Source organism: Celeribacter sp. (genome assembly GCF_048266405.1).
GTDB lineage: Bacteria > Pseudomonadota > Alphaproteobacteria > Rhodobacterales > Rhodobacteraceae > Celeribacter.
In genome coordinates this window covers 1-19,957 of sequence record NZ_JBLWZO010000024.1, presented here as the reverse complement: position 1 = coordinate 19,957, position 19,957 = coordinate 1, and the positions used below count along the sequence as shown (strand labels likewise).

The following is a 19,957-nucleotide window of genomic DNA, read 5'->3' as shown; positions in this document are numbered from 1 at the left end:
GGCGAAGAGGTAACCGAGGACAGCGTGGTGATCGACTTCAATCGCGCGATCAACCCGCCCTGCGCCTTCACCGACCACGCGATCTGCCCGCTTGCACCGCGCGAAAACCTCTTCCCCTTCCGGATCGAGGCCGGCGAAAAACGTCTCTGATCTGGCCACTCAGGCACGTAGGTAGACACACTCGTATTTCGCCGCGCAGTCCTTCGGTTCAGGGTTTGCCAAACCCTATCAGGCAAAAGGTGGGACCTGATACATGCTCCTCTCGTTTCGACACGCAGAGCATAGCATCGCGACTGTGAACGAGGGCATGTCAGGACAAGCGGCGGACGGGGCAAATATGCCCTCCATGCTTGAGGCCGTGCGCCTGTTCCAGTCCGGTTCCGGGGCATTATGTTCTCGGAGCCAACATTGCGGGCTTCGAGCGCGTGTCCGATGCGATGCACGCCATGGGCGTGATCTAGAGCCAACGGCGCATCAAGGCTCCGAGTGCCCGAAAACCTGCCCCACAGGCGGGTTTTCGGTAGCATCCGCAGCGTCATTTAAGTTATCAACGCATAACTTTCCTCTTAATAAGTGTGAGATATTCATGAAGCTCGGAATGCAGATCGCCTCAACTTGTGTCGTCTTGGCACTGTCATCTAGCGCCGCCTTTTCCCAATCTGCGGTCGAATTGAAAGATGGGAATGCCAAATACACCATGCAGCTTGGCGGAGACATCGCGTGGAATACCGATATTGATCTGACGGGGCCACAATCCACCCTCGTCGCGAGTTCTCCCGAGGGGCATGAGCCACTCACGTTAGTATCGGCGATGACCTACCTCGAAAAGAACCCGATGGTGATGCTTGGCAATGAGCTGCAGAAAAAGACCACCGAAGGGTTTCTGGAGGGTCTTTGCGAAAACTATCAATGCGCGGACATTTCCGCGCGCAGCTATGAGGATATTGGCGGTCGCATGGCTTGGGTTGTCACGACCAAACTGGATTTGCCGGCATATATCGATATGGGCGTCCCCGAGGCCGTCCTGATCGCCGCCTCAACGCCAGACGGGTATATGCAGTTGTTTTCTTTGCATACCGCAGATGGCAAGGCAGATGAACTCAAACCCATCCTGATCGAGGCATTCAAATCCGTCACACCGTTTGAGTGACGCCAGCGGGTGCCCTGCCCCCGACGCTCGACAACGCGATAATGCCGGTGGCGCAGCCCCCGCACCACCAACTCGTCTTACACCAACACCGTTACGGTGGCCGGCAGGATGATCGGCTCTTCACGCGCAAAATTGGAGGCGTTAACCGCCGTCACTGTGGCGAAGGCTTCTGCGCTTTCCTCCGGTCCCGCCTCCACGATGAGATCAAGCAGATCCTTAGCCGAACGGCATTGGGCCGACCGAACCTAATTAACACGCGGGATCAAGCCATCATTTGGTGCGCACGCAGTTGGGCCAGTATAGCGGCGGCAAGTTCAAACGAACGGACCCGCGCCGTGTGGTCATGGATCATGCTGGTCACGATAAGCTCGTCGGGCTGGTGCTTGTCGATGATGGCGCTGAGTTGCGACCGAACCGTATCAGGCGATCCCGTCGCCGAGCAGGACAAGGACTGTCTGACACGCGCCAGAACGTGAGGCGGCACATGTGCCTCGATGTCCTCGACAGGTCGCGGCAGTTTTCCGGGCTTACCAGAAATCAGACGCGCAAAGGCAAGCTCTTGTGACGTGCGCAGGACGTGTGCTTCCGCATCCGTATCGGCGGCCCAGACACCGGAGGCGACCATGACATAAGGCTTGGGGAGGGATTTGGATGGTCTGAAGGTGGATCTATAGACCGCAAGCGCCTCCTCCAACATCGCCGGAGCGAAATGCGAGGCGAAGGCATAGGGCAACCCCAGATGCGCCGCGAGTTGGGCACCATAGAGGCTCGACCCCAAAATCCAGACAGGGACGTGCGTGCCGACACCCGGAATGGCGCGGACGGCTGCACCATCGGGCATATATCCGAGATAGCCGATCAGCTCCTGCACATCTTGCGGAAAGCTATCCTCGGGCGCCATATGGCGGCGCAGCGCTCGGGCGGTCGCCATGTCGGTGCCAGGCGCACGGCCAAGCCCCAGATCAATGCGATCACCGTATAATGTGGCAAGCGTGCCGAACTGCTCCGCGACGATCAACGGCGCGTGGTTGGGCAACATGATGCCACCCGCGCCGATCCGCATGGTCTTGGTCGCGGCGGCCACGTGTCCGATCACAACCGCTGTCGCGGCGCTAGCGATACCAGGCATGTTGTGATGCTCGGCCATCCAATAGCGATGATATCCTGCGGCCTCGGCGATCCGCGCCAAAGTGACTGTATTGGCCAAGGCCTCCGCCGTGGTCCCGCCTTCAGGTACAGGTGATAGATCGAGGAGTGAGAAATGTTGCATAGGAGCCTCCGTTTACAGGGAGCTAAGCACCCGAGCGCAATATTCCAAGGGGCTAAACAACTTAAGAAAATCTTCGATATAGAGGGCAAAAACCGGACACGCACTGCGGTGTGCGCAATGATCTGCCATGCGGGACAAAACCGACCTTAATTCGCTTAAAATGAATGACTGACTTGGGTTGGCTTCATACCGAGAGTAAATTCTACTCCGCATTTGACACCAAGGCCGAAACCGTTAGCATCCGCCACACAACAGGGGCATCCGACATCGGTCGGGTTGAGACGTACCCTTTGAACCTGAACCGGCTCATACCGGCGTAGGAAGTTGTGTTTGACCCTGTGAATTAATGGGTCGAACTGATTCCCTTCGCCTTAGGAAGGGATGCATATGAACCAACCATCACACCACCTGAACGCCATGCGCGCTGCGGCACCTTTGGTGCAGAACATAACCAATTATGTAGCCATGAATGTAATGGCCAACATCATGCTGGCGGCGGGCGCATCGCCTGCCATGGCACACGCGCGGGGCGAGGCCGCTGAATTCGCAGGTCTGGCATCAGCGCTGAGCATTAACATCGGCACACTTGATGATGAATGGGCCGCGTGCATGCAAATCGCGGCCAAAGCAGCTGGGGAAAATGGAACACCTTGGGTTTTGGACCCTGTCGCAGTGGGCGCGACAGAACTGAGGCGCCAGCTTGGCGCGCGCTTGCTCGCACTGGCTCCAACTGTGATCCGCGGGAATGCCTCTGAGATCCTCGCCTTGTCGGGCGCTTCCGCCCAAGGACGCGGTGCCGATGCCGCAGATCCTGTCTCGGCGGCAGAGGCTGCAGCGCGTGAGCTTGCGATACGCACAAACGCCGTTGTGGCCGTGACCGGAGAGGTCGATTTTGTCACGGATGGCACGCAGTCCGCACGTATCACGAACGGCGATCCGATGATGCCCCGCATTACGGCTTTGGGGTGCTCGTTGACGGGCATCGTGGCCGCGTTTTGCGCCGTTGCTCCGCCTTTTGACGCAACAGTGACTGCACTGGCTTATTACGGTGCTGCAGGCGAAGTGGCGGCGCGAACCGCCCGTGGCCCCGGCAGTTTTCAAGTGGCATTCGTGGATGCATTATTCGCGATGACCGGGGAGGATCTGGACGCGATGGCGCGGATCGAGGCAGCATGATCCCGCCCCTTTGCTTCATCACCGATGCCGATGCACCGTTGCCCATAATCGATCAGGCCGAACAGGCCGCGCGCGGTGGGGCGGCTTGGGTTCAGCTGCGCCACAAGACACTCGATGACGCGGGTTTTTCTGACCTTGCACAGGCCATAGCTGCGCGGCTTGATCCCTTGGGCGCAAAGTTGATCTTGAATGACCGTGTAGAGATCGCCTGCACCTTGGGGTGTTTTGGCGTGCATGTCGGTCAATCCGATGGTGATCCTGCCGATATTCGCGCGCGGATCGGGCCGGATGCTGTACTTGGCCTGTCGATTGAAACGCAGGCGCAGCTGGCGAAAACCCCTCGTGATTGTGTCACGTATCTGGGGGTCGGTCCGGTGCGCGCAACGGCCTCCAAACCCGACCACGCCACCCCGTTGGGCTTTGATGGTCTGGCAAGGATCACCCGCGCGGCATCGGTGCCCTGCATGGCCATAGGCGGGTTGACCGCTGCGGACGTAACCGGCGTGCGCCGAGCAGGATGCGCGGGCATTGCGGTGGTGTCAGCCATTTCGCGGGCGGCGCAACCGGACCGTGCAGCCCGTCTTTTCCTTGATCAATGGAGTAACACATGATCCCCAACATTCTCTCCATCGCGGGGTCGGACCCGTCAGGCGGAGCCGGCATTCAGGCCGACATCAAAGCGATTTCTGCCAATGGCGGCTACGCAATGGCTGTCATCACCGGGCTGACGGCTCAAAATACGCGCGGCGTCACATCAGTCGAAATGGTGTCGGCCCCGATGATTGCGGCCCAGATCGCAGCAATCCGCGCCGACATCGACATTCATGCGGTCAAGATCGGAATGCTGGGGGATGTCGCGACAATTGAGACCGTGGCAAACGCTCTTGAGGGCTTGGATGCGCCCATCGTTCTGGACCCCGTGATGGTAGCCAAAGGCGGTGACAGGTTGTTGGCGGCAGATGCTGTTGCGGCCCTGCGCGAGCGCTTATTGCCCCGCGCCAGCGTGTTGACGCCAAACCTGCCCGAAGCTGCGGACCTTTTGCGAACGGCTGAGGCCAAAACCTTGGACGAGATGCGCGACCACGCCGACCAACTCAGAGTGAAAGGCTGTGATGCCGTATTGATCAAAGGCGGGCATCTGGCGGATGCGATGGCGACGGACCTGTTGATCACGTCACGCGGCGAAACCGCACTGCCCGCCAAGCGGATGGAGACGCCCAACACACACGGAACCGGCTGCACACTGTCGTCGGCGCTTGCGACACACATCGGATTGGGCCACGCCCTGCCCGACGCCGCCCATCGCGCCAAAGCCTATATCACCGGCGCCATCATGGCCGCTGATGATCTGTCGGTCGGCGGTGGTCACGGTCCCGTTCATCATTTCTACCCCCAAATCGAGAACCAGACATGAGCCTTACCCAAGACCTATGGACCATGACGTCCGACCTCCAAGACGCAATTCGCACGATGCCGTTCAATACGGAACTGGCACAAGGCACCCTCCCCCCTGAGACCTTTCGTGAATACATCATTCAGGATGCACATTATCTCGAAGGCTTCGCCCGCGCTCTTGCTCTGGCGGCCTCTCGTGCGCCGGATGCAGAAAACATCGCGAGGCTGGCGGGGTCCGCCAACGGGGCGATTGCGGTGGAGCGGCGGTTGCACAGCGAATATATGGCGCTCTACGACGTCTCGCCTGCGGATTTCGCGGCGACACCACCATCGCGCGCCTGCGATCACTACGTCAGCTTTCTCATCCGCGCGGCGGCCGTTGACCCGTTTCCGGTCGCGGTGACATCGCTCTTGCCATGTTTCTGGATATATCAGCGCGTTGGAACGGCGATCCATGCCCAAGCCGCTGGAGATCACCCCTATCGCGCCTGGATTGACACCTATGCCAGCGACGCCTTCGAGGCATCGGTGCAGGGTATGCTCGATCTAACGGATGCTTTGGGAGAGGCCGCCGATACATCGACACGGACAGCCATGCACAAAGCTTTTGCTGCGGCGTCCTGGCATGAGTGGAAATTTTGGGACAGCGCCTATCATCGCCATAGTTGGGGATCGACGATAAGCGCGCTCGAAACCGAGGTTCGCAATCGCCCCTCTACGTCAAACTCAGTGCCTTAAGGGTAGACTTTGATATCAAACCTGACCACCATTTAGCGGCAACGGCACGCAAACGTACCAAAGAGGGACAGTGAGTGAGTATGAATTTTGGCGTGTCCCTTCTTTTTGCAGGCGCCCTTCTGGCCACAAAAGCGCATGCGGGATGCCCACAAGGACAAGAGGCCTTCACCTCGTGCCAGATTGAGGGGCGCAACACGGAGGTCTTCGTGTGCTTCGACGATCAGGTTGCAACCTATAGCTATGGGCCTATTGGCGGCGCCCCTGACTTGTTTTTGTCTGAACCTGTCGTGCGCGTCGACTTCGCGCCATGGTCGGGGTCGGGCGTGTCGATCTTTGAGAGCGTCACCTTTTACAATGGCGACTACGCCTACAACGTGGGCGGCGGTTTTGATCGCCCGTTTTCCGAAGAAGACATGGAGCATGAGCCACGGCGTTTCGGATGGGTCGAGGTGACGGAAAGTGGCGAACATGCCGCCAGCCTTGAGTGTATCCCAGAGACAGTAAGCTATGGCTTCGGCGGCGGGATTTATGACATTAAAGTGGCCGCGGGCCTGACTTGGGACCTCTATTCCTTCACTTGGGTTTCAGACAGTATTCAGCCGACTCCCACGTCGATCTTGCAGGACAGCCAATACGAAAGCGTCATCGAGCATTGCCTGCCCGCGAGCGAGTTCAGTCTTGGCGGCGTGCGCATGGGTGATCCGCTGAGTGCGCTCGGCAAGCTCGGATCACCAGAGACCATCGAAGACCCCGACGGGCGCGGCGAGGCCATCGACCGCATGACGCTTGTCGGCATGCACCTCGACATTTTCCAAGAGGAAGTTGTTGCCATGTCCACCACATCGCCGAGTTGGGAGATGCCGTCGGGGTTGAAGGTTGGGCTGACGCGCGGCGAGGTGATCCGCCTTTTGGGCCGTGTGCCAGACGGGTATACGGCTACATCGCAGAGCTTCACCGCATATGTCTGCTCGGACAATCCGGTCCCTGATCCCGAATGGACGATGGTGATCGATTTTGGACAGGACAAACGGGTGGAGCGCATATATTTTGTAAGTCTGGCATATTAACAGCGTTTCGGGTTGAGTTTGGGAGAAGGACCGTTTTGAAAGTTATACCGACATTCCTTGTTCTCCTATTCTGGCTCAGTAGTTGGTTTCCAACCGCGCCAGAGAGGGGCGCTGTATTTGTGGCTGTCTGCTGCACTCTCGGGTTGATTGCAGCGCATTGGGTTCCAAAGCCTCGGAGCAAACGCGGGGGGCCTTCAAAAGCTACGGCTGTTCTCGCCATTGCCCTCCTCATCATCGGCGCGCTCCTCGCGTTGATGACATGGGTGGAAGGCACATCCGCGAACGGTGCCATCATGCTCTTCTATGTGTTTGGGTTCGTGGGGTATTTTTTGCTGTTTTCTGCAGTTCGATCGTTCGAACGAACCCGCCGCCGTTTTTGGGGAGCTGGGATCTTGGTTCTTCTCTCCATTTGGTCTTGGGCCTCCGCAATTGGCATGTATAACCATCATGGTACAAAAGGTCAGTCGGACATTTCTTGTATTCTCGTGCCCAACCCGAGTGAATATGACATGGAGCTGACCTCCATATGGCAGATGCGGCTGCCTCTAATCGGGTCTCGCAGAACAAGCCCAAGCGGCAGCTACATTTGGGAATACCATGCCATCCTTGTCACGCAAACTGACGGGCGAACCGAACACTACAACTGGTCAAAAAAGTGGATGCGTTTCGAACGCCTTGACCCCGTGCGCAATCCGTATTTACCGAAAACCTGCCCATAAGCTTACTGGGTTCAGATGAAGTGTCATCGTCATGCGGGATGTCGCCACGATACAAACCAATGTCGCGCAACAGGCGACCGTCCAATGCCTGCAAAGCCTCGATCGTCCGATGCCGTTGCCAATTGCGGGTCGCGGATCATAGCCAGCGGTGGAGAATGTTGCTGTGTTTTGTCTGCTTCGTCGCATGGTTCGGCGCAAAGTGGGATGTTTTGAAATAGAGAAATTCGGTGAACGGATTGGCAGTCATGACACGCTCCATACAAGATGACTGAACCGTAGCGGCCACACCTGTCATTCGAATTGGGTGCGTATACGCATACCAAATCGAACGACAGGTGCTTGCGTCATTTCGGTTTAATGTGAGATCACTTGCCCCCCGTGGCAGGACTGCGCATTGCGGCGCAGGTCCACCCGGGGCTACCGGCCGCTCAGCGTATTTCCTGCAAAAAGCAGGAACCTCTTATGAAATCCGAACATTGTCATGCTCCTGAGATGGGCCACGCCGCCGCGCCTTTCAACAGCACAGAGACGCCTGCGACTTTCTGTCTTTCAGGGGTGGGCTAAACGCCTGTAGCTCTACGTTGGCAACCCATTGTGATGCCCAAAGCGCGAGGGGCGACGGTTGCGGCAAGAGGCGCATATCAGGGCTGTGGCGCCCTGAAGCGGTATCGCCGCGTCGCAACGGCGACATTTAACGGACCCTTGTGGATGCGCGCGAGAAAATGGGTGGCGACAACTCGGACATCGTCCGGCTGCGGCGCGCGGGATTGCAGCGGCGCAGGACGGGCATTGAGGTGGTAGGTGAAAGGTCATAGCGTATCTCCGGCGTGGATAGAATTGCCGATACATCGGCGGCGGCGATCACTCCCGGACGATGCGCCATGTTGTTCACAACATGAAAGCGCACCCTCCGGGCGGCACATGGTTTTTGCGCGCCCTCGTTTTCTCGCAAAACATGTCAGGCGCCTTGCAACGCTTCGCGCTCAACGGGCGAAACTTTGAGTACTTTCAACTCGCGCCGCTTCCCTCCGCGCGTTTCCCAATGGAACACGGCACCTTCGGCCAATCCGATCAGAGCAACGCCGATGGGGGTCATGATCGAGATGCGGCCGCTGGAAATGTCGGCATCTTGAGGGAGGACAAGCGTGACCGTATGATCCTTCCCCGTCTCCTCGTCATGGTAGGTCACGTCGCGCCCGAGATCGACGACATCTGGCCGTAGCCGCGCCGGAGTGACAATGCGTGCGCGGCCGAGTTCTTCGATCAGCTGTTCGGCCAGTTCAGGATTGCGGCGCATCATGCCTTCGGACAGAGCTTCGAGTTCCGCAAGGCGGGTGCTGCTGAGCACTATCTTGGGGCGGCGGGGTGTGCGCGGTTTGCGCGGCGTGGATGACGTGGACATAGATTTCTCCTTGAATGAAATATGGTCAGTCACTTGATGTTGATGGGGGGGATGTGAGGCGGCTTTGCTGGGCGCCATCAGGCGTCGAGCACGTCCAAAACGACAAGGATGTCGATTCCGCTATCCTCACGCAGCAACGGCATGCGTTGCTTTTTGCGCATACCTAGCATCGTCGCCCCCAAAAAGGAGGTGACAGGGATGCTGCCGTCGTCTTCGTTTGGGATAATAGTCACCTTACCGCGACGCGCTTTGTCTCCGGAGGTCATGTATGAAACCAGTCGACCCGGCACCACGAGGTCATGCGGTGCAGGTTCGGGCGCGGATTTGGACGACCGCAATTTGTGGCGCAAAAAACCTTCGATGAGTGTCGGGTATGGACACTCCGCCGTGAGGCCAGCACTCAACAGCCATTCGATGCCAACCCGATCAGAGTTGGTCAGTTGGAACCGGCTTTTGAGCGGCGCGTATTTGAATGATGGTGTATACGCACTGTCTGTGCGCAAGCGTGTCGAATTGGTTATCTGCATGGTTGCTCCCCGGGAAGGATCGTCGTCTCAATGAGTGATTTGAGAGGCCCCGGGGGTTGAAGAATCGCCTAAGCGCACGCCACCCGGGGACGGGGGCGGTTCAGAAGTTGAAACCGGAAATGATTCTTGTGCGTAACCATGCCGTAAGCCTAGCCTTTACACTGGGGGTGTCAATCCAAGCTATCTGACGTCAGCACCCGTAGGACAGCAGCCTTTAGACACCAAGCTGCCCCTAATCGAACGACGACATGATCTAAACAAGCGCAATAGGCTCAGCTAAAATACTCCAAACCCAATCACTCCTTTCTGTTTCTGCTGAAGAACCGAACAGGCCAAATGTGCCATCGGCGTGCCTTAGCCGCCTGAACGCAGCCGGGTTACACCCATATGACTGATCCACATGGAACTTGATTGGCCGCACAATGGCCCGGAACTTCATCAGAGAGAATGATTTTTATTTGCGAAATGAATCCGGTTGACGCCTATATGAAATTAAAGTTTTATATATACATCTTAAATTCGGGAGGACGCACTATGAAGTATTCAGTTACCACTCTTTTGTTGGGAGGCGCGCTTATGGCGACGGCCGCTCACGCCGAGACGACAATTCGTTTCGCGCACATGAACTCGCCAACCCACTTTGTAAATGTGGGCGCAGAGGCAATGGCTGCGGGCATTAACGAACGCACCAACGGCGAGGTTAAGCTAGAAGTGTTCCCATCGGGACAACTTGGCGAAAACGGACAAATTGTTGAGCAAATTTCGCTTGGTAGCGATTTGATGGGTCAGGTCGGATCCGGCGGCATCGCAAGCTATGTCCCCGATTTCGACATTCTACTTTACCCGTTCATGTATGAGAACTTTGAGCAGGCTAAAAAGCTTCTCACGAGCGATCTGTTCAAGGACCTCGAACAACAGGCCGAAGAGAAGGCCAACGTGAAGGTAATGTGTTACGTCGCTTTTGGTATGCGCGACCTCTACACGCGCGACACAGAAGTTCATGCCCCAGAAGACATGAAGGGGCTGAAAATGCGGGTGCAGCCTATTACAATCTATACCGAGATGGTGAAACAGGTGTTCGACGCCTCGCCAACACCGATGCCATGGCCAGATGTTTACTCGGCACTGTCCCAAGGCGTGATCGACGCTGCTGAAGCTCCGCCTTCGGCTCTCTTGGACCAAAAGCACTACGAAGGCGCAAAATACCTGATCCAAACCAACCATATTGTTGATATTGCGCCTGTCGTGATGAGCGCATCACAATTCAATGGCCTTACGAAAGAGCAACAAGCTATCGTGAGCGAAGAGACTCAAAAGGGCTGCGACATGATGAGCGAAATCTCTCTTGGTGGGTATGAGAGTGACATTGAAGAAGTCAAAGCACATGGCATGACGGTCATCTCTGATTTTGATCGCTCCGCATTTGTTGCACGGGCAAGCGGTATCGCTGAATCGTTCCCAGCCTGGTCCCCTAACCTCTACGAACGCGCCCGCGCTATTCTCGACAACTAAGCGTTCTGCAAAAACATGGCTGCATTGGTTTTCCATCAATGCAGCCAAAAGGGAGAATCTCATGAAATCTCTGGAAAAACTTGAAACGGGGCTTGCGTGGGCCGTCTTTGTGGTCACGGGGATTGTTATGATTATGATGGTGACTGTCGTCATCCTATCAGTCGTCATGCGCTATATTGTGGGTTCTCCACTCGTTTACTCTTATGACTTGTCCACATTGCTTTTTGCATGGGCCGTATTTTTGGGCTTGGCTCTGGCCGAGAAAAGTGACGGCCACCTGGCAATAGATCTTTTTTCGAACAAGCTGACGCCAAGAGGAACTCTTGTTCATCAAGTGATCAAATCCATTATTGTGATCTTTATCTCCACGGGAACATTCTGGATCGGCTGGAAGCTGTTTGATCGTGCGGGAATGGTGATCCCTTCGATGCGTATTTCAATCGGTTGGCTATATGCGAGTATGCCCATTGGCTTTGCTTTGCTTGCTCTTGAGCAACTGATCAAGCTGCTGAAATCTATCCTCACATACCAGAAGGGCCTGTCCTGATGTTGCTGCTGCTCAGTGCCGTTATATTCATCGTATTCGGAGCAATCGGCATTCCCGTTGCCCTCACATTTTTGGCCATTATCGGCACTTTTGTGATCGCCGAACCAGCTGTCCTTGATGTTGTCGCCGCACAGCGCCTCATCTCTGGAACACAGAGCTTCCCACTTCTTGCCGTCCCGCTTTTCATCCTCACCGGTGAGTTGATGAATATCTCCGGAATTACGCCACGCGTCACCAATTTCGCTCTTGTTCTAACACGGGGTGTTTCGGGGGGATTGGCGAAGACCAATGTTGTGCTCTCGACACTTTTGTCCGGCATGTCGGGTTCGGCAAATGGGGATGCTGCGATGCAGGCAAAAATCCTTGTGCCACAGATGGTGAAAAACGGTTATCCCGCCCCCTTCTCGGCGGCGGTCACCGCAGCGTCGGCTTTGATTGCTCCTCTTATTCCACCAGGTATTGGACTTATTCTGTTCGGGTTCGTGACAAACACATCAATTGGCGCACTTTTCGCTGGCGCCATTCTCCCTGGGGTGCTGCTCTCCGCTGCATTACTCGTACTTGTTCACTTTCTATCCAAGCGTAACGGTTGGGGTGAACCATCTTCGGAACATGATGCATCAATGTCCCTCGGCACTGCATTCATCCAATCCCTGCCCGCTATCATGATGCCTATTTTGATTGTCGTCGGCATCAGAGGAGGTGTTTTCACGCCATCCGAAGCTGGGGGCCTTGCTGTGGGCTATACGCTCATTTTCATGGTCGTTTATCGGGAGGCAACGTGGGCTGATCTCATCAGGGCACTTTGGTCTACTGTCGCAACAAGCTCTGCAATCATTCTGGTTCTGGCAACGTCGGCGGCTCTAACCTGGATACTGACATTCAATCAAGTGCCTCAAGCAATTGGAGAATTTCTTGTAGGATTGACGACGAACAAGACGATGATGCTCATTATCGTATCCCTCGTGCTGTTGATCGCAGGGATGCTAATTGAAGGAACCGCGTTGATCTTGGTGCTAGGTCCAATGCTTATGCCTGTTGCACTGACTTTGGGCATCAATCCTGTGCATTTCGGGATCGTCTTCGTCTTTATGATCCATATGGGTGGGATCACACCACCAGTTGGCACCGTGATGTTCACCACGTGTAGCGCTACAGGCGTGAGCATCGGGGAATTTGCCAAGGCCATCATCCCTTTCCTGTTGGTTTTCCTACTTGTCGCAATTACTCTGATCTTGGTCCCACAGGTGTCTACGTTGTTGACTGGAGTATGATTAATGTCAAAGCCTTCCGGCAAGAAAGGAGCGGTATATCAAGCACCTGCGGTGGATAAGGCCGTAGATATCTTGGAATATCTCTCGCTTCAGCGCGATGGTGCGACCATGAAAGAGATTGCCGATGGTGTTGGTAGATCGACGACGGAAATTTACCGTGTGGCTTTGGCGCTCGAACGACGGAGCTTGATCTTTAAAGACCCGCAAACGGATCGTTTTTCGCTTTCAATGCGGTTGTTCGAGCTGTCACACCAGCACCCCCCAAGCGCAAGGCTGATTGGGATGGCTCAACCCATCATGGAGGATCTGGCGCAATCCACCTTGCAATCATGCCACCTGTCGGTCGCAGACGGTGAGCGGCTTTTGATCCTCGCCAGTGTGGATAGCCCACTTTCGATGCACTACCGCGTCAAGCTGGGGTCATCATTCCCGTTAACAGAAACCAGCTCGGGAACCGTGCTTGTGACCTTTTGGCGGCCAGAAGATCAGGAAACGATCATGGGCAATCTGGACCCGCAGGCACGCAAAGCCTTTGAGGCGCGCGTCAATGCCGTCAAGGAGACGGACCGCGAGGTCCGCGCAAGCGATGTCGTGGATGGGATTGTCAACATTTCCACGCCCATTCGCGATTACACAGGTCGCGTCCGCGCGGCGCTCACTATTCCATTCCTAAAACGCAAGAACATGGCCCACAGCGAAGATGACGTCATCGCCCAAGCCGTACATGCCGCCAGCCAAATAAGTGCTGCATTAGGGTTTGTGCGACGTCCCCCAGATAACGCGCCAATGTGAGAATATTAGTTTAGGGCATACCAACGTTTACCGATAGTCATTGCGAATAGACATGCACGGACCCTCAGGAAACATCCTGAAAAGCCGTCTGTCTTAGAGAGACTTCAGAAAGTATTGTCCCAGATCTTACATGCCCCCTGTTCGACACACAGAGTGCGCAAGTTATCGTCGATGCAAAGCTGCAATCCTGGTTGCTTCTTCGTAGATCCCTGAAAGGGTGTTGAGCGTCTTCGCTGCTTCTACCAGTTTTTCACTGAATTGCCGTTGGCTTTCGAGTTGTTCGATCAGCAACTTTTTTCGCAAAGCGCTGTATTCATCCGTCACCGCGACACCTTTATCCGTCGCATGATAGGTGACCCCGGTGCGCCCCGAACCACATTTTTCCACGAGGCCTTCGGTGCAAAGCTTCCGCATCGAATATTGAATGTTTGCAATATCATCACGGTTTGTCAGGCGGGCCAGCTCTTTAATGCTCTTCGCGCGATTATTCATGCGCACAAGATGCAGCAATGCATTTTCGGGACCGGTCACGACAGAGTCACTTACGGATGCAAGGCACTCAGCCTGCCATCGCCCGAATGCTTCGTAGCTCCGCATAAGAGAGAACTCTAGTTCGGTACAGGTTAGTTCTTCTGAGTTCTCGGAAAGGTGCCAGGAAGGGTCGCTTACTTTTGCCTCTTTAATAGTCACGATCTTCACTCTCCAAATATTTGTTCAATCATATCTGCGAATTTATTTGACTAAAAGCAGAAGATGCGCCCATCATACCTTGTAATTTACGATGTAAAGTCTATTCAATCAGGGAGATGACAATGAAAAAGAACATGATGAAAGACCCTAAGGGTTTCAAATTAGGCACCTTTTCCTCGAATTGCTCGTCAGGAATGACTGTGACAAAGATGGCCGAGCGTTGGGATAACAGCTGGGAAAACAACTTAAAGCTGGGCAAAATGCTGGATGAAGCGGGCATTGACTTCATGCTGCCTATTGCTCGTTGGATCGGTTACGGTGGTGAAACGGATTTTCATGGCAACGTGTTGGAAACCGTTACCTGGGCCACTGCGCTGCTCGCATCCACAGAAAATATAAGTGTTTTCGCGACCCTTCACACCGCCGCCAACAATCCTGTCGTCGCAGCCAAGCAGATTGCAACGATGGACCAAGTCGGCAATGGGCGCGCAGGTCTGAATATCGTCGCAGGTTGGAACAAGCCCGAGTATGAAGCCCTTGGCCTGACGCTCGCTGACGATCACGAAACGCGATATGGCTACGCCCAAGAATGGTTTGATATTATTCAAAAACTCTGGGTGTCCGAAGAGTATTTTGACTGGAAAGGGCAATATTTCGACCTCAAGCACGTCGCAGGGTCGCCCAAACCAATTAATGGCCGCCCTCCCATCCTCAACGCCGCCGGATCGGGAATTGGCCGCGCTTTTGCAACGGACAATGCGGACTATCTCTTTACGCCCGCAATTGATCTCGCAAGGTCTGTTGAGGAAATAAAAGAACTCAAAGAGCTGGCAAAATCTAAAGGGCGCGATGTCGGCGTGCTGACATTTAGCCATGTCATTTGTCGTGAGACAGAAGAAGAAGCGATCGCCCTGCGGGATCAGCTCATGGGAGATATGGCGGACTGGGATGCTGTCGATAACTTGGTGAACCTGCAATTTGCCCATGCCCAGTCTTTCCCCCACGATCTATTGGCGGAAATCAAAAACCTTTTTGCAATGGGACATGGTGGCTTCCCACTGGTTGGGACACCTCGCCAAGTCGCGGACGGGATCATCAAGCTGCATGAGACGGGCTTCTCTGGTACGACTTTGTCGTTTGTGGATTACGTGGAAGAATTCCCCTATTTCCGCGACGAAGTTCTGCCACTCCTCGAGCAGGCGGGCATTCGATGACCTCACCTGTTTCTCCGAAGCACTTCACCAACGCGATGCGCGCGTTGGTGGGGAACTGCTCGGTTATCACCGTCGGTGAAGGTCAGGACCGCTCTGGCCTGATCGTAACTTCGGCGATGTCTCTGAGTGCTGAACCTCCGTTATTGCTTGCCTGCATCAACCGATCCTCATCAAGTTGGCCTCTATTGAAGCAATACGGATACTTTGGTTGGTCATCTCTTGGAGCGCAGCACCAACATGTCGCTGAACGCTTTGCAGGTTTTGGCGGTGTGAAAGGGGTAGATCGATACACGGGCGCACAATGGATCACAGCACAAACCGGAGCACTGTTGCTTGAAGATGCACCAGCCGCTTTTGATTGCGAAATCGAAGAAATGATTGATCGCGGAACGCATTCCATTGTCATTGGACGGGTCTGTGCCGTTGAGGAAAACGCAGATCGCGGAGCGCTTGTTTATTGGGACGGGAAATTTCGATCACTCGAAAATGACCTGTAACACATAGGGGTGCTGTTTTCTCAAATATGCCAAGACGCAAGCTAGATGTGTGGACGCTTTATCGAACCGGAATGAATTGAGTGTACGTCGCCATGCGTCTATCGCCCAAGGCCCACCCGATGGATAAGGTAGGCATCCCCCAAGCCTCCAACCGACGACGCCCCCGCGCCATACACCCGCGCGTTCAAGCCAAGCGGTTGTTTCCAAGCAGGGATTTTCACTGATGGCGTATCCTGTTGGAAAACTCCTGTTGGTTTAAGTGTCTATGGCTGATTCAATTTTTCTATGGCAGCAGAGGATTGAATGATGATGGGACCAAAACAGGAAGCGCAGGCCGCGTTGTTTTACGAGCTTTCACTCAATAAACACGTACCTCAAGATCATCTGCTGAAATCGATTGACCGGTTCTCTAATTTAAGCAGCATTCGGGCACAGCTTACAGGGTTTTACAGCCACATGGGCTGCCCTTCGATTGATCCAGAACCTCTGATCCGCATGCTCTTGGTTGGATGTTGCCTTGGCATCCGCTCTGAAAGACAATCGTGTGAAGAGGTTCATCTTAACCTTGCCTACCGCTGCTTCTGCCGCCTTGGCCTCGCGGATCCAGCGCCGAGCCACTCGACTTTCAAAAAAATATGGTACGCATTGTCCGGCAGGCGATTGCCTAGCAATCTGCCGCGAGGGGCACTTCCGCGATAGCGATCTGTTGCGCCATCTACGCCCAACGCGACTACCATGCACTTTGTAAACTCTCTGCTCAGGGACCTAGACACAACAAGGGCGGCTGATCAGCTTCAGCCGCCCTTAAATCTTTAGCAAAACGTTACTGCGTCATTTATTTGGAGAACATCTCACGCAGTTTTGGGCCAGCCTCAGGGTTGGCTGCCAAAACGGGCTTCCAGCCTTCTTCCACTGACATCTGAATAAATGCTTCAGCTTCCGCTTCGGACAACGACAGCGTCGCGATACCCTCTTCGGTTTGGCGCGCAATATCTGCGGCAGCCAACTCTACGAAGCGCCCGGACTCAGCCTCGATGTCGAGCATCTGAGTTTCCAAGAATTCACGTTGTGCATCGCTCAGCTTTTCCCACGTCTTCTCGCTGAAATAGACGCCAGTTTCGACTTGATAGAACCCCGGGTCAACACGGGATTTTGTTTTCTCCTGCCATCCGAGATCGAACACGCCCGTCGCGGGCCAAGCATAGCCGTCAATCGTGCCGCGCTCTAGCGCGGTGTACACTTCCCCGGGTGCGGTTTGCATCGGATTGATCCCGAGACCTTTGAAAAATGCCTGATAGATGGGAACAGAACGGATCTTCAGGCCCTCAAAATCGATGCTCTCGTGGTCTTCAGACAAATAGATATGATAGGGAACGTTTTCGGTAAGACGACCAAGCCAATGGATATTGGCTTTCTCGCGGTGGATTTTATCCAATAGATCATAGCCGCCATTCGTGCGCAGCTCTGACATCGGCAAATCAGTCAACGTCATCGCCAACCCTTCGGGCACGAGGTTGGCGTGATACACAGCCGTCGTGTTGGCCAAGTCCACCACACCATTACGGAGTGCATTGCCGATCTCGAACGGTGGCATCGCGTCAGGTCCACCGATCACTTCGATCTGGACAACCCCTGCCCCGTTTTCATTCACACGATCTGCAAACCGTTGGAACGGTTCGTAAAATACTGTGTTGGGTTGAAAGGCGGAAATCGCCCGCAATGTAATCTCGTCAGCGTGGGTTGCCGTGGTGAATGCGCTCAAGGTAAGCGCCGATGCGAGCGGCAAAAAGCGAAGCGATAGGGTCAATTGAACTCTCCTGTTGAATTATGTCCCCGCGTTTTTCCACGCGAGTGGTGATTGGTTAGTGAGTAAGCGAAGGTAGGAATGTCGTGAGGTCTGGCCAGATGATCATTAGGCCCAGAACTAGAATTTCGATCAGGATGAAGGGCAGTGCCGCCTTGTAAATCTGCACAAGCGGAACCGTTTTAACGGCGCCCTGCATCACCATTAGCAAAATCCCGAAGGGCGGCGTGAGCAAGCCCAGCTCGATAACGACAAGCATCATCAAGCCAAGCCATACAAGATCAATCCCCGCGTTCTGCGCGAGTGGGATGAACAATGGCACCGTAATCATCATCATCGAAACCTGATCGATAAAGAAGCCCATTAAGAGCAAAATCAGCAACATCGCCAAGATTAGGGCCATCGGCGTCGGATCAACGGCCTTTACGAGAGACAGCATCCCCATTGTCGCCCCTGAAAATGACAGGATCTGTGAAAACGTTGTGGAAGCGACGATGATGAACAGGATCGAAACCGACACCTTTGCAGTCTCGACCAAGGATTCCCTTAGCGAGTCCCATGTCAATTTGCGGTAGCAGATTGTTGCAACGAAGGCGGCCATCGCGCCGAGTGCAGCGGCCTCGGTCGGCGTTGCGATCCCAGACAGCATCCCGCCAATTACGGCGACAAAAATGCCAAACAACGGCACCACATCGCGTAAGAACGGCACATAACGTTCCCGAAACGTATAGACCTGTGTCGTGTCTTGACGCGGCGCCGAGTTCGGATCGAACACGCCCACAAGGATCACAAATAAAAGGAACCCTGCGGCCATCAGGAACCCCGGAACGATACCTCCGATCAAAAGCTGTGTGATCGAAATGCCGGAAAGAGATCCCAACATCACGGCTAAGGTAGATGGAGGGATCAGAACCGCAATACCGCCCGTTGCCATCGCAGGTCCCAGCGCTAGCGTGGGTGAGTAGCCGCGCTTCATCATGTCTTGTGACAGCGTACTACCGAGCAGCGCCGTATTCGCAATAGATGAGCCTGACAGCGCCGAGAATGCTGTGCCGCCAACCACAGTGACGCAGGCTAAGCGCGCGGGCAAACGGTTCAACAACCGCTCAACTGCTTCAATCGCCTTGAACGCCAAACCGCAATGGAACAGCAGTTCCCCCATCAAGATAAACAACGGAATCGGCACCAAAGAAAATGAACTGACTGCGCTTGAAGCATTGCGCACAAGCTGATCCAGTCCCGCTACCCCGCCCAAAAACAACCAAGCGCCGATGATGTTCGTTCCCAAAAATGCAATGGCTACCGGCAATCCTGTGGCAAAAAGCCCCGCCAAAACCGCGCCAAGAATAGACAATGTCATCCACCAAATCATTGGGCGTAATCCTTCAATGTTAGGCGCAGTGTGAACTCAAGGAAACACATCCCAAGGCAGATCATTATCGGCACAAGCAGGTACCATTCTGGGAAGACGAGGTTTTTAAACACCAAAGAGCCAAGCTGCCATGTATCGGATGTGACCAAACACGCCCGCCAAAACAAAACTCCAGTAATGGCCAGTCCTGCGATATTGGCGACCACTGCCAAACGGCGTGCGTTGATCTGCGAGAGTGCGCGCGGCAGAACGTCGACCTGCACGTGGCCATGCGCATGTAGCAGCCAGGGAGCGCCCAAAAACGTCGAGACCATCATGAGATATTCCGTGAACTCGCTAACCCATGATATCCGCGCCAACGCGAGATTGCGGATCACGACATCTGCACAGACAACGATAGCTATCGCGGCAAAGCCAATTGCGGAAGCCGCGCCAAAACAGCGCATAGCCCAACTCATCGTCTTTTTGATCAACGTCATTCCCCCATCCTTTTGAAATCATGTTATCTACGCCATCAAGTAATTCAAGGTTAAAATATATTATGGGGACTGCATTTTAAAAATGTGAAAAATGGCCAAAATTTTCGCAAATTCGGCAAATTTAACCCGAAAATGCCCAAATTTGTGGAAAAAATGGACGCGAAAATATATATTTCATCTTAATAATATTTAGATCAAAACTATGTGCAGTCTTGGATTTCGCCCAAAAATAAGGCCAAGTTTTGCTAAATTGACCGTAACCGCCTCATTGATACCGCGGGTTATGCTGCTTGAGTGTCAGCTCTCGAGGCGTGAGGCTTCCAATTCCATGG

The 19,957-nt window shown here is 54.6% G+C and carries 21 protein-coding genes, 2 pseudogenes and 1 riboswitch; of the genes and pseudogenes, 15 read left to right on the top strand and 8 right to left on the bottom strand.

What is annotated here, in order from left to right:
* Nucleotides 1–24 precede the first annotated feature (24 nt).
* Together ACN0TS_RS18370 and ACN0TS_RS18365 are read left to right on the top strand one after the other, a co-directional pair.
* Complete coding sequence (locus tag ACN0TS_RS18370; RefSeq protein WP_417260783.1) at nucleotides 25–150, top strand: DUF1684 domain-containing protein; 126 nt, start codon at nucleotides 25–27, stop codon at nucleotides 148–150.
* A gap of 436 nt (nucleotides 151–586) precedes the next feature.
* Complete coding sequence (locus ACN0TS_RS18365) at nucleotides 587–1,150, top strand: hypothetical protein (protein WP_417260782.1); 564 nt, start codon at nucleotides 587–589, stop codon at nucleotides 1,148–1,150.
* A gap of 262 nt (nucleotides 1,151–1,412) precedes the next feature.
* Here ACN0TS_RS18365 and ACN0TS_RS18360 read toward each other — a convergent pair whose 3' ends face one another.
* The gene (locus ACN0TS_RS18360; protein ID WP_417260781.1) at nucleotides 1,413–2,420 is read right to left on the bottom strand and encodes an LLM class flavin-dependent oxidoreductase; all 1,008 of its coding nucleotides are present in this window, start codon (nucleotides 2,418–2,420) and stop codon (nucleotides 1,413–1,415) included.
* A 243-nt stretch (nucleotides 2,421–2,663) separates the two neighbouring features.
* Nucleotides 2,664–2,760, top strand: a riboswitch (TPP riboswitch).
* A 47-nt stretch (nucleotides 2,761–2,807) separates the two neighbouring features.
* Between ACN0TS_RS18360 and thiM the strand changes: the two genes are divergently transcribed.
* The 6 genes from thiM to ACN0TS_RS18330 all read left to right on the top strand — a co-directional run bounded on the left by thiM (nucleotide 2,808) and on the right by ACN0TS_RS18330 (nucleotide 7,515).
* Entirely contained in the window at nucleotides 2,808–3,596 is a 789-nt protein-coding gene (gene thiM / locus ACN0TS_RS18355) for a hydroxyethylthiazole kinase (protein ID WP_417260780.1), read from the top strand.
* A complete protein-coding gene (gene thiE / locus ACN0TS_RS18350) occupies nucleotides 3,593–4,207 on the top strand; it encodes a thiamine phosphate synthase (RefSeq protein ID WP_417260779.1) in 615 nt (204 codons plus the stop codon). The genes thiM and thiE overlap by 4 nt, the downstream gene beginning before the upstream one ends.
* Nucleotides 4,204–5,010, top strand: a complete 807-nt coding sequence (thiD, locus tag ACN0TS_RS18345; RefSeq protein WP_417260778.1) for a bifunctional hydroxymethylpyrimidine kinase/phosphomethylpyrimidine kinase — start codon at nucleotides 4,204–4,206, stop codon at nucleotides 5,008–5,010. The genes thiE and thiD overlap by 4 nt, the downstream gene beginning before the upstream one ends.
* Nucleotides 5,007–5,729 carry a TenA family protein gene (locus ACN0TS_RS18340; protein WP_417260777.1) on the top strand — a complete coding sequence of 241 codons (723 nt, stop codon included), beginning with the start codon at nucleotides 5,007–5,009 and terminating at the stop codon, nucleotides 5,727–5,729. Before thiD ends, ACN0TS_RS18340 begins: the two co-directional genes overlap by 4 nt.
* A gap of 74 nt (nucleotides 5,730–5,803) precedes the next feature.
* Nucleotides 5,804–6,796, top strand: a complete 993-nt coding sequence (locus tag ACN0TS_RS18335) for a hypothetical protein (protein ID WP_417260776.1) — start codon at nucleotides 5,804–5,806, stop codon at nucleotides 6,794–6,796.
* Between the two features lie 392 nt (nucleotides 6,797–7,188).
* Nucleotides 7,189–7,515: a hypothetical protein gene (locus tag ACN0TS_RS18330; RefSeq protein ID WP_417260775.1), complete on the top strand. Its 327-nt coding sequence runs from the start codon at nucleotides 7,189–7,191 to the stop codon at nucleotides 7,513–7,515.
* Here the strand turns inward: ACN0TS_RS18330 and ACN0TS_RS18325 are convergent.
* The 3 genes and pseudogenes from ACN0TS_RS18325 to ACN0TS_RS18315 all read right to left on the bottom strand — a co-directional run.
* Nucleotides 7,406–7,633 (bottom strand): annotated as a pseudogene (locus ACN0TS_RS18325) (DUF1127 domain-containing protein); the annotation flags it as partial. The gene ACN0TS_RS18330 and the pseudogene ACN0TS_RS18325 overlap by 110 nt on opposite strands.
* 840 nt (nucleotides 7,634–8,473) lie before the next feature.
* On the bottom strand, nucleotides 8,474–8,917 hold the full coding sequence (gene rnk / locus ACN0TS_RS18320; protein WP_417260774.1) for a nucleoside diphosphate kinase regulator: 444 nt from the start codon (nucleotides 8,915–8,917) through the stop codon (nucleotides 8,474–8,476).
* Nucleotides 8,918–8,994: 77 nt separating this feature from the next.
* A complete protein-coding gene (locus ACN0TS_RS18315) occupies nucleotides 8,995–9,444 on the bottom strand; it encodes a hypothetical protein (protein ID WP_417260773.1) in 450 nt (149 codons plus the stop codon).
* 411 nt (nucleotides 9,445–9,855) lie between these two features.
* Between ACN0TS_RS18315 and ACN0TS_RS18310 the strand changes: the two genes are divergently transcribed.
* The 4 genes from ACN0TS_RS18310 to ACN0TS_RS18295 all read left to right on the top strand — a co-directional run bounded on the left by ACN0TS_RS18310 (nucleotide 9,856) and on the right by ACN0TS_RS18295 (nucleotide 13,569).
* Nucleotides 9,856–10,956 carry a TRAP transporter substrate-binding protein gene (locus ACN0TS_RS18310; RefSeq protein WP_417260772.1) on the top strand — a complete coding sequence of 367 codons (1,101 nt, stop codon included), beginning with the start codon at nucleotides 9,856–9,858 and terminating at the stop codon, nucleotides 10,954–10,956.
* A 61-nt stretch (nucleotides 10,957–11,017) separates the two neighbouring features.
* Nucleotides 11,018–11,503: a TRAP transporter small permease gene (locus ACN0TS_RS18305; protein WP_417260771.1), complete on the top strand. Its 486-nt coding sequence runs from the start codon at nucleotides 11,018–11,020 to the stop codon at nucleotides 11,501–11,503.
* A complete protein-coding gene (locus ACN0TS_RS18300; RefSeq protein ID WP_417260770.1) occupies nucleotides 11,503–12,777 on the top strand; it encodes a TRAP transporter large permease in 1,275 nt (424 codons plus the stop codon). The genes ACN0TS_RS18305 and ACN0TS_RS18300 overlap by 1 nt, the downstream gene beginning before the upstream one ends.
* 3 nt (nucleotides 12,778–12,780) lie before the next feature.
* A complete protein-coding gene (locus tag ACN0TS_RS18295) occupies nucleotides 12,781–13,569 on the top strand; it encodes an IclR family transcriptional regulator (RefSeq protein WP_417260769.1) in 789 nt (262 codons plus the stop codon).
* A gap of 162 nt (nucleotides 13,570–13,731) precedes the next feature.
* On the opposite strand, the gene ACN0TS_RS18290 is transcribed toward ACN0TS_RS18295, so the two are convergent.
* Nucleotides 13,732–14,259 (bottom strand): winged helix DNA-binding protein, encoded by a 528-nt coding sequence (locus ACN0TS_RS18290; protein ID WP_417260768.1) that lies wholly within the window; start codon nucleotides 14,257–14,259, stop codon nucleotides 13,732–13,734.
* Nucleotides 14,260–14,381: 122 nt separating this feature from the next.
* Between ACN0TS_RS18290 and ACN0TS_RS18285 the strand changes: the two genes are divergently transcribed.
* The 3 genes and pseudogenes from ACN0TS_RS18285 to ACN0TS_RS18275 all read left to right on the top strand — a co-directional run.
* A complete protein-coding gene (locus ACN0TS_RS18285; RefSeq protein ID WP_417260767.1) occupies nucleotides 14,382–15,473 on the top strand; it encodes an LLM class flavin-dependent oxidoreductase in 1,092 nt (363 codons plus the stop codon).
* Nucleotides 15,470–15,970 (top strand): flavin reductase family protein, encoded by a 501-nt coding sequence (locus tag ACN0TS_RS18280; protein WP_417260766.1) that lies wholly within the window; start codon nucleotides 15,470–15,472, stop codon nucleotides 15,968–15,970. Before ACN0TS_RS18285 ends, ACN0TS_RS18280 begins: the two co-directional genes overlap by 4 nt.
* Before the next feature lie 306 nt (nucleotides 15,971–16,276).
* Nucleotides 16,277–16,697: pseudogene (locus ACN0TS_RS18275) on the top strand (transposase); the annotation flags it as partial.
* Between the two features lie 108 nt (nucleotides 16,698–16,805).
* Here the strand turns inward: ACN0TS_RS18275 and dctP are convergent.
* Genes dctP through ACN0TS_RS18260 form a run of 3 tightly spaced genes read right to left on the bottom strand, consistent with a single transcriptional unit; the run spans nucleotide 16,806 to nucleotide 19,625 of the window.
* Nucleotides 16,806–17,777 (bottom strand): TRAP transporter substrate-binding protein DctP, encoded by a 972-nt coding sequence (gene dctP, locus ACN0TS_RS18270; RefSeq protein ID WP_417260765.1) that lies wholly within the window; start codon nucleotides 17,775–17,777, stop codon nucleotides 16,806–16,808.
* A 55-nt stretch (nucleotides 17,778–17,832) separates the two neighbouring features.
* Nucleotides 17,833–19,134 carry a TRAP transporter large permease gene (locus ACN0TS_RS18265; RefSeq protein WP_417260764.1) on the bottom strand — a complete coding sequence of 434 codons (1,302 nt, stop codon included), beginning with the start codon at nucleotides 19,132–19,134 and terminating at the stop codon, nucleotides 17,833–17,835.
* Between the two features lie 8 nt (nucleotides 19,135–19,142).
* Complete coding sequence (locus ACN0TS_RS18260) at nucleotides 19,143–19,625, bottom strand: TRAP transporter small permease (RefSeq protein WP_417260763.1); 483 nt, start codon at nucleotides 19,623–19,625, stop codon at nucleotides 19,143–19,145.
* Nucleotides 19,626–19,957: the final 332 nt, after the last annotated feature.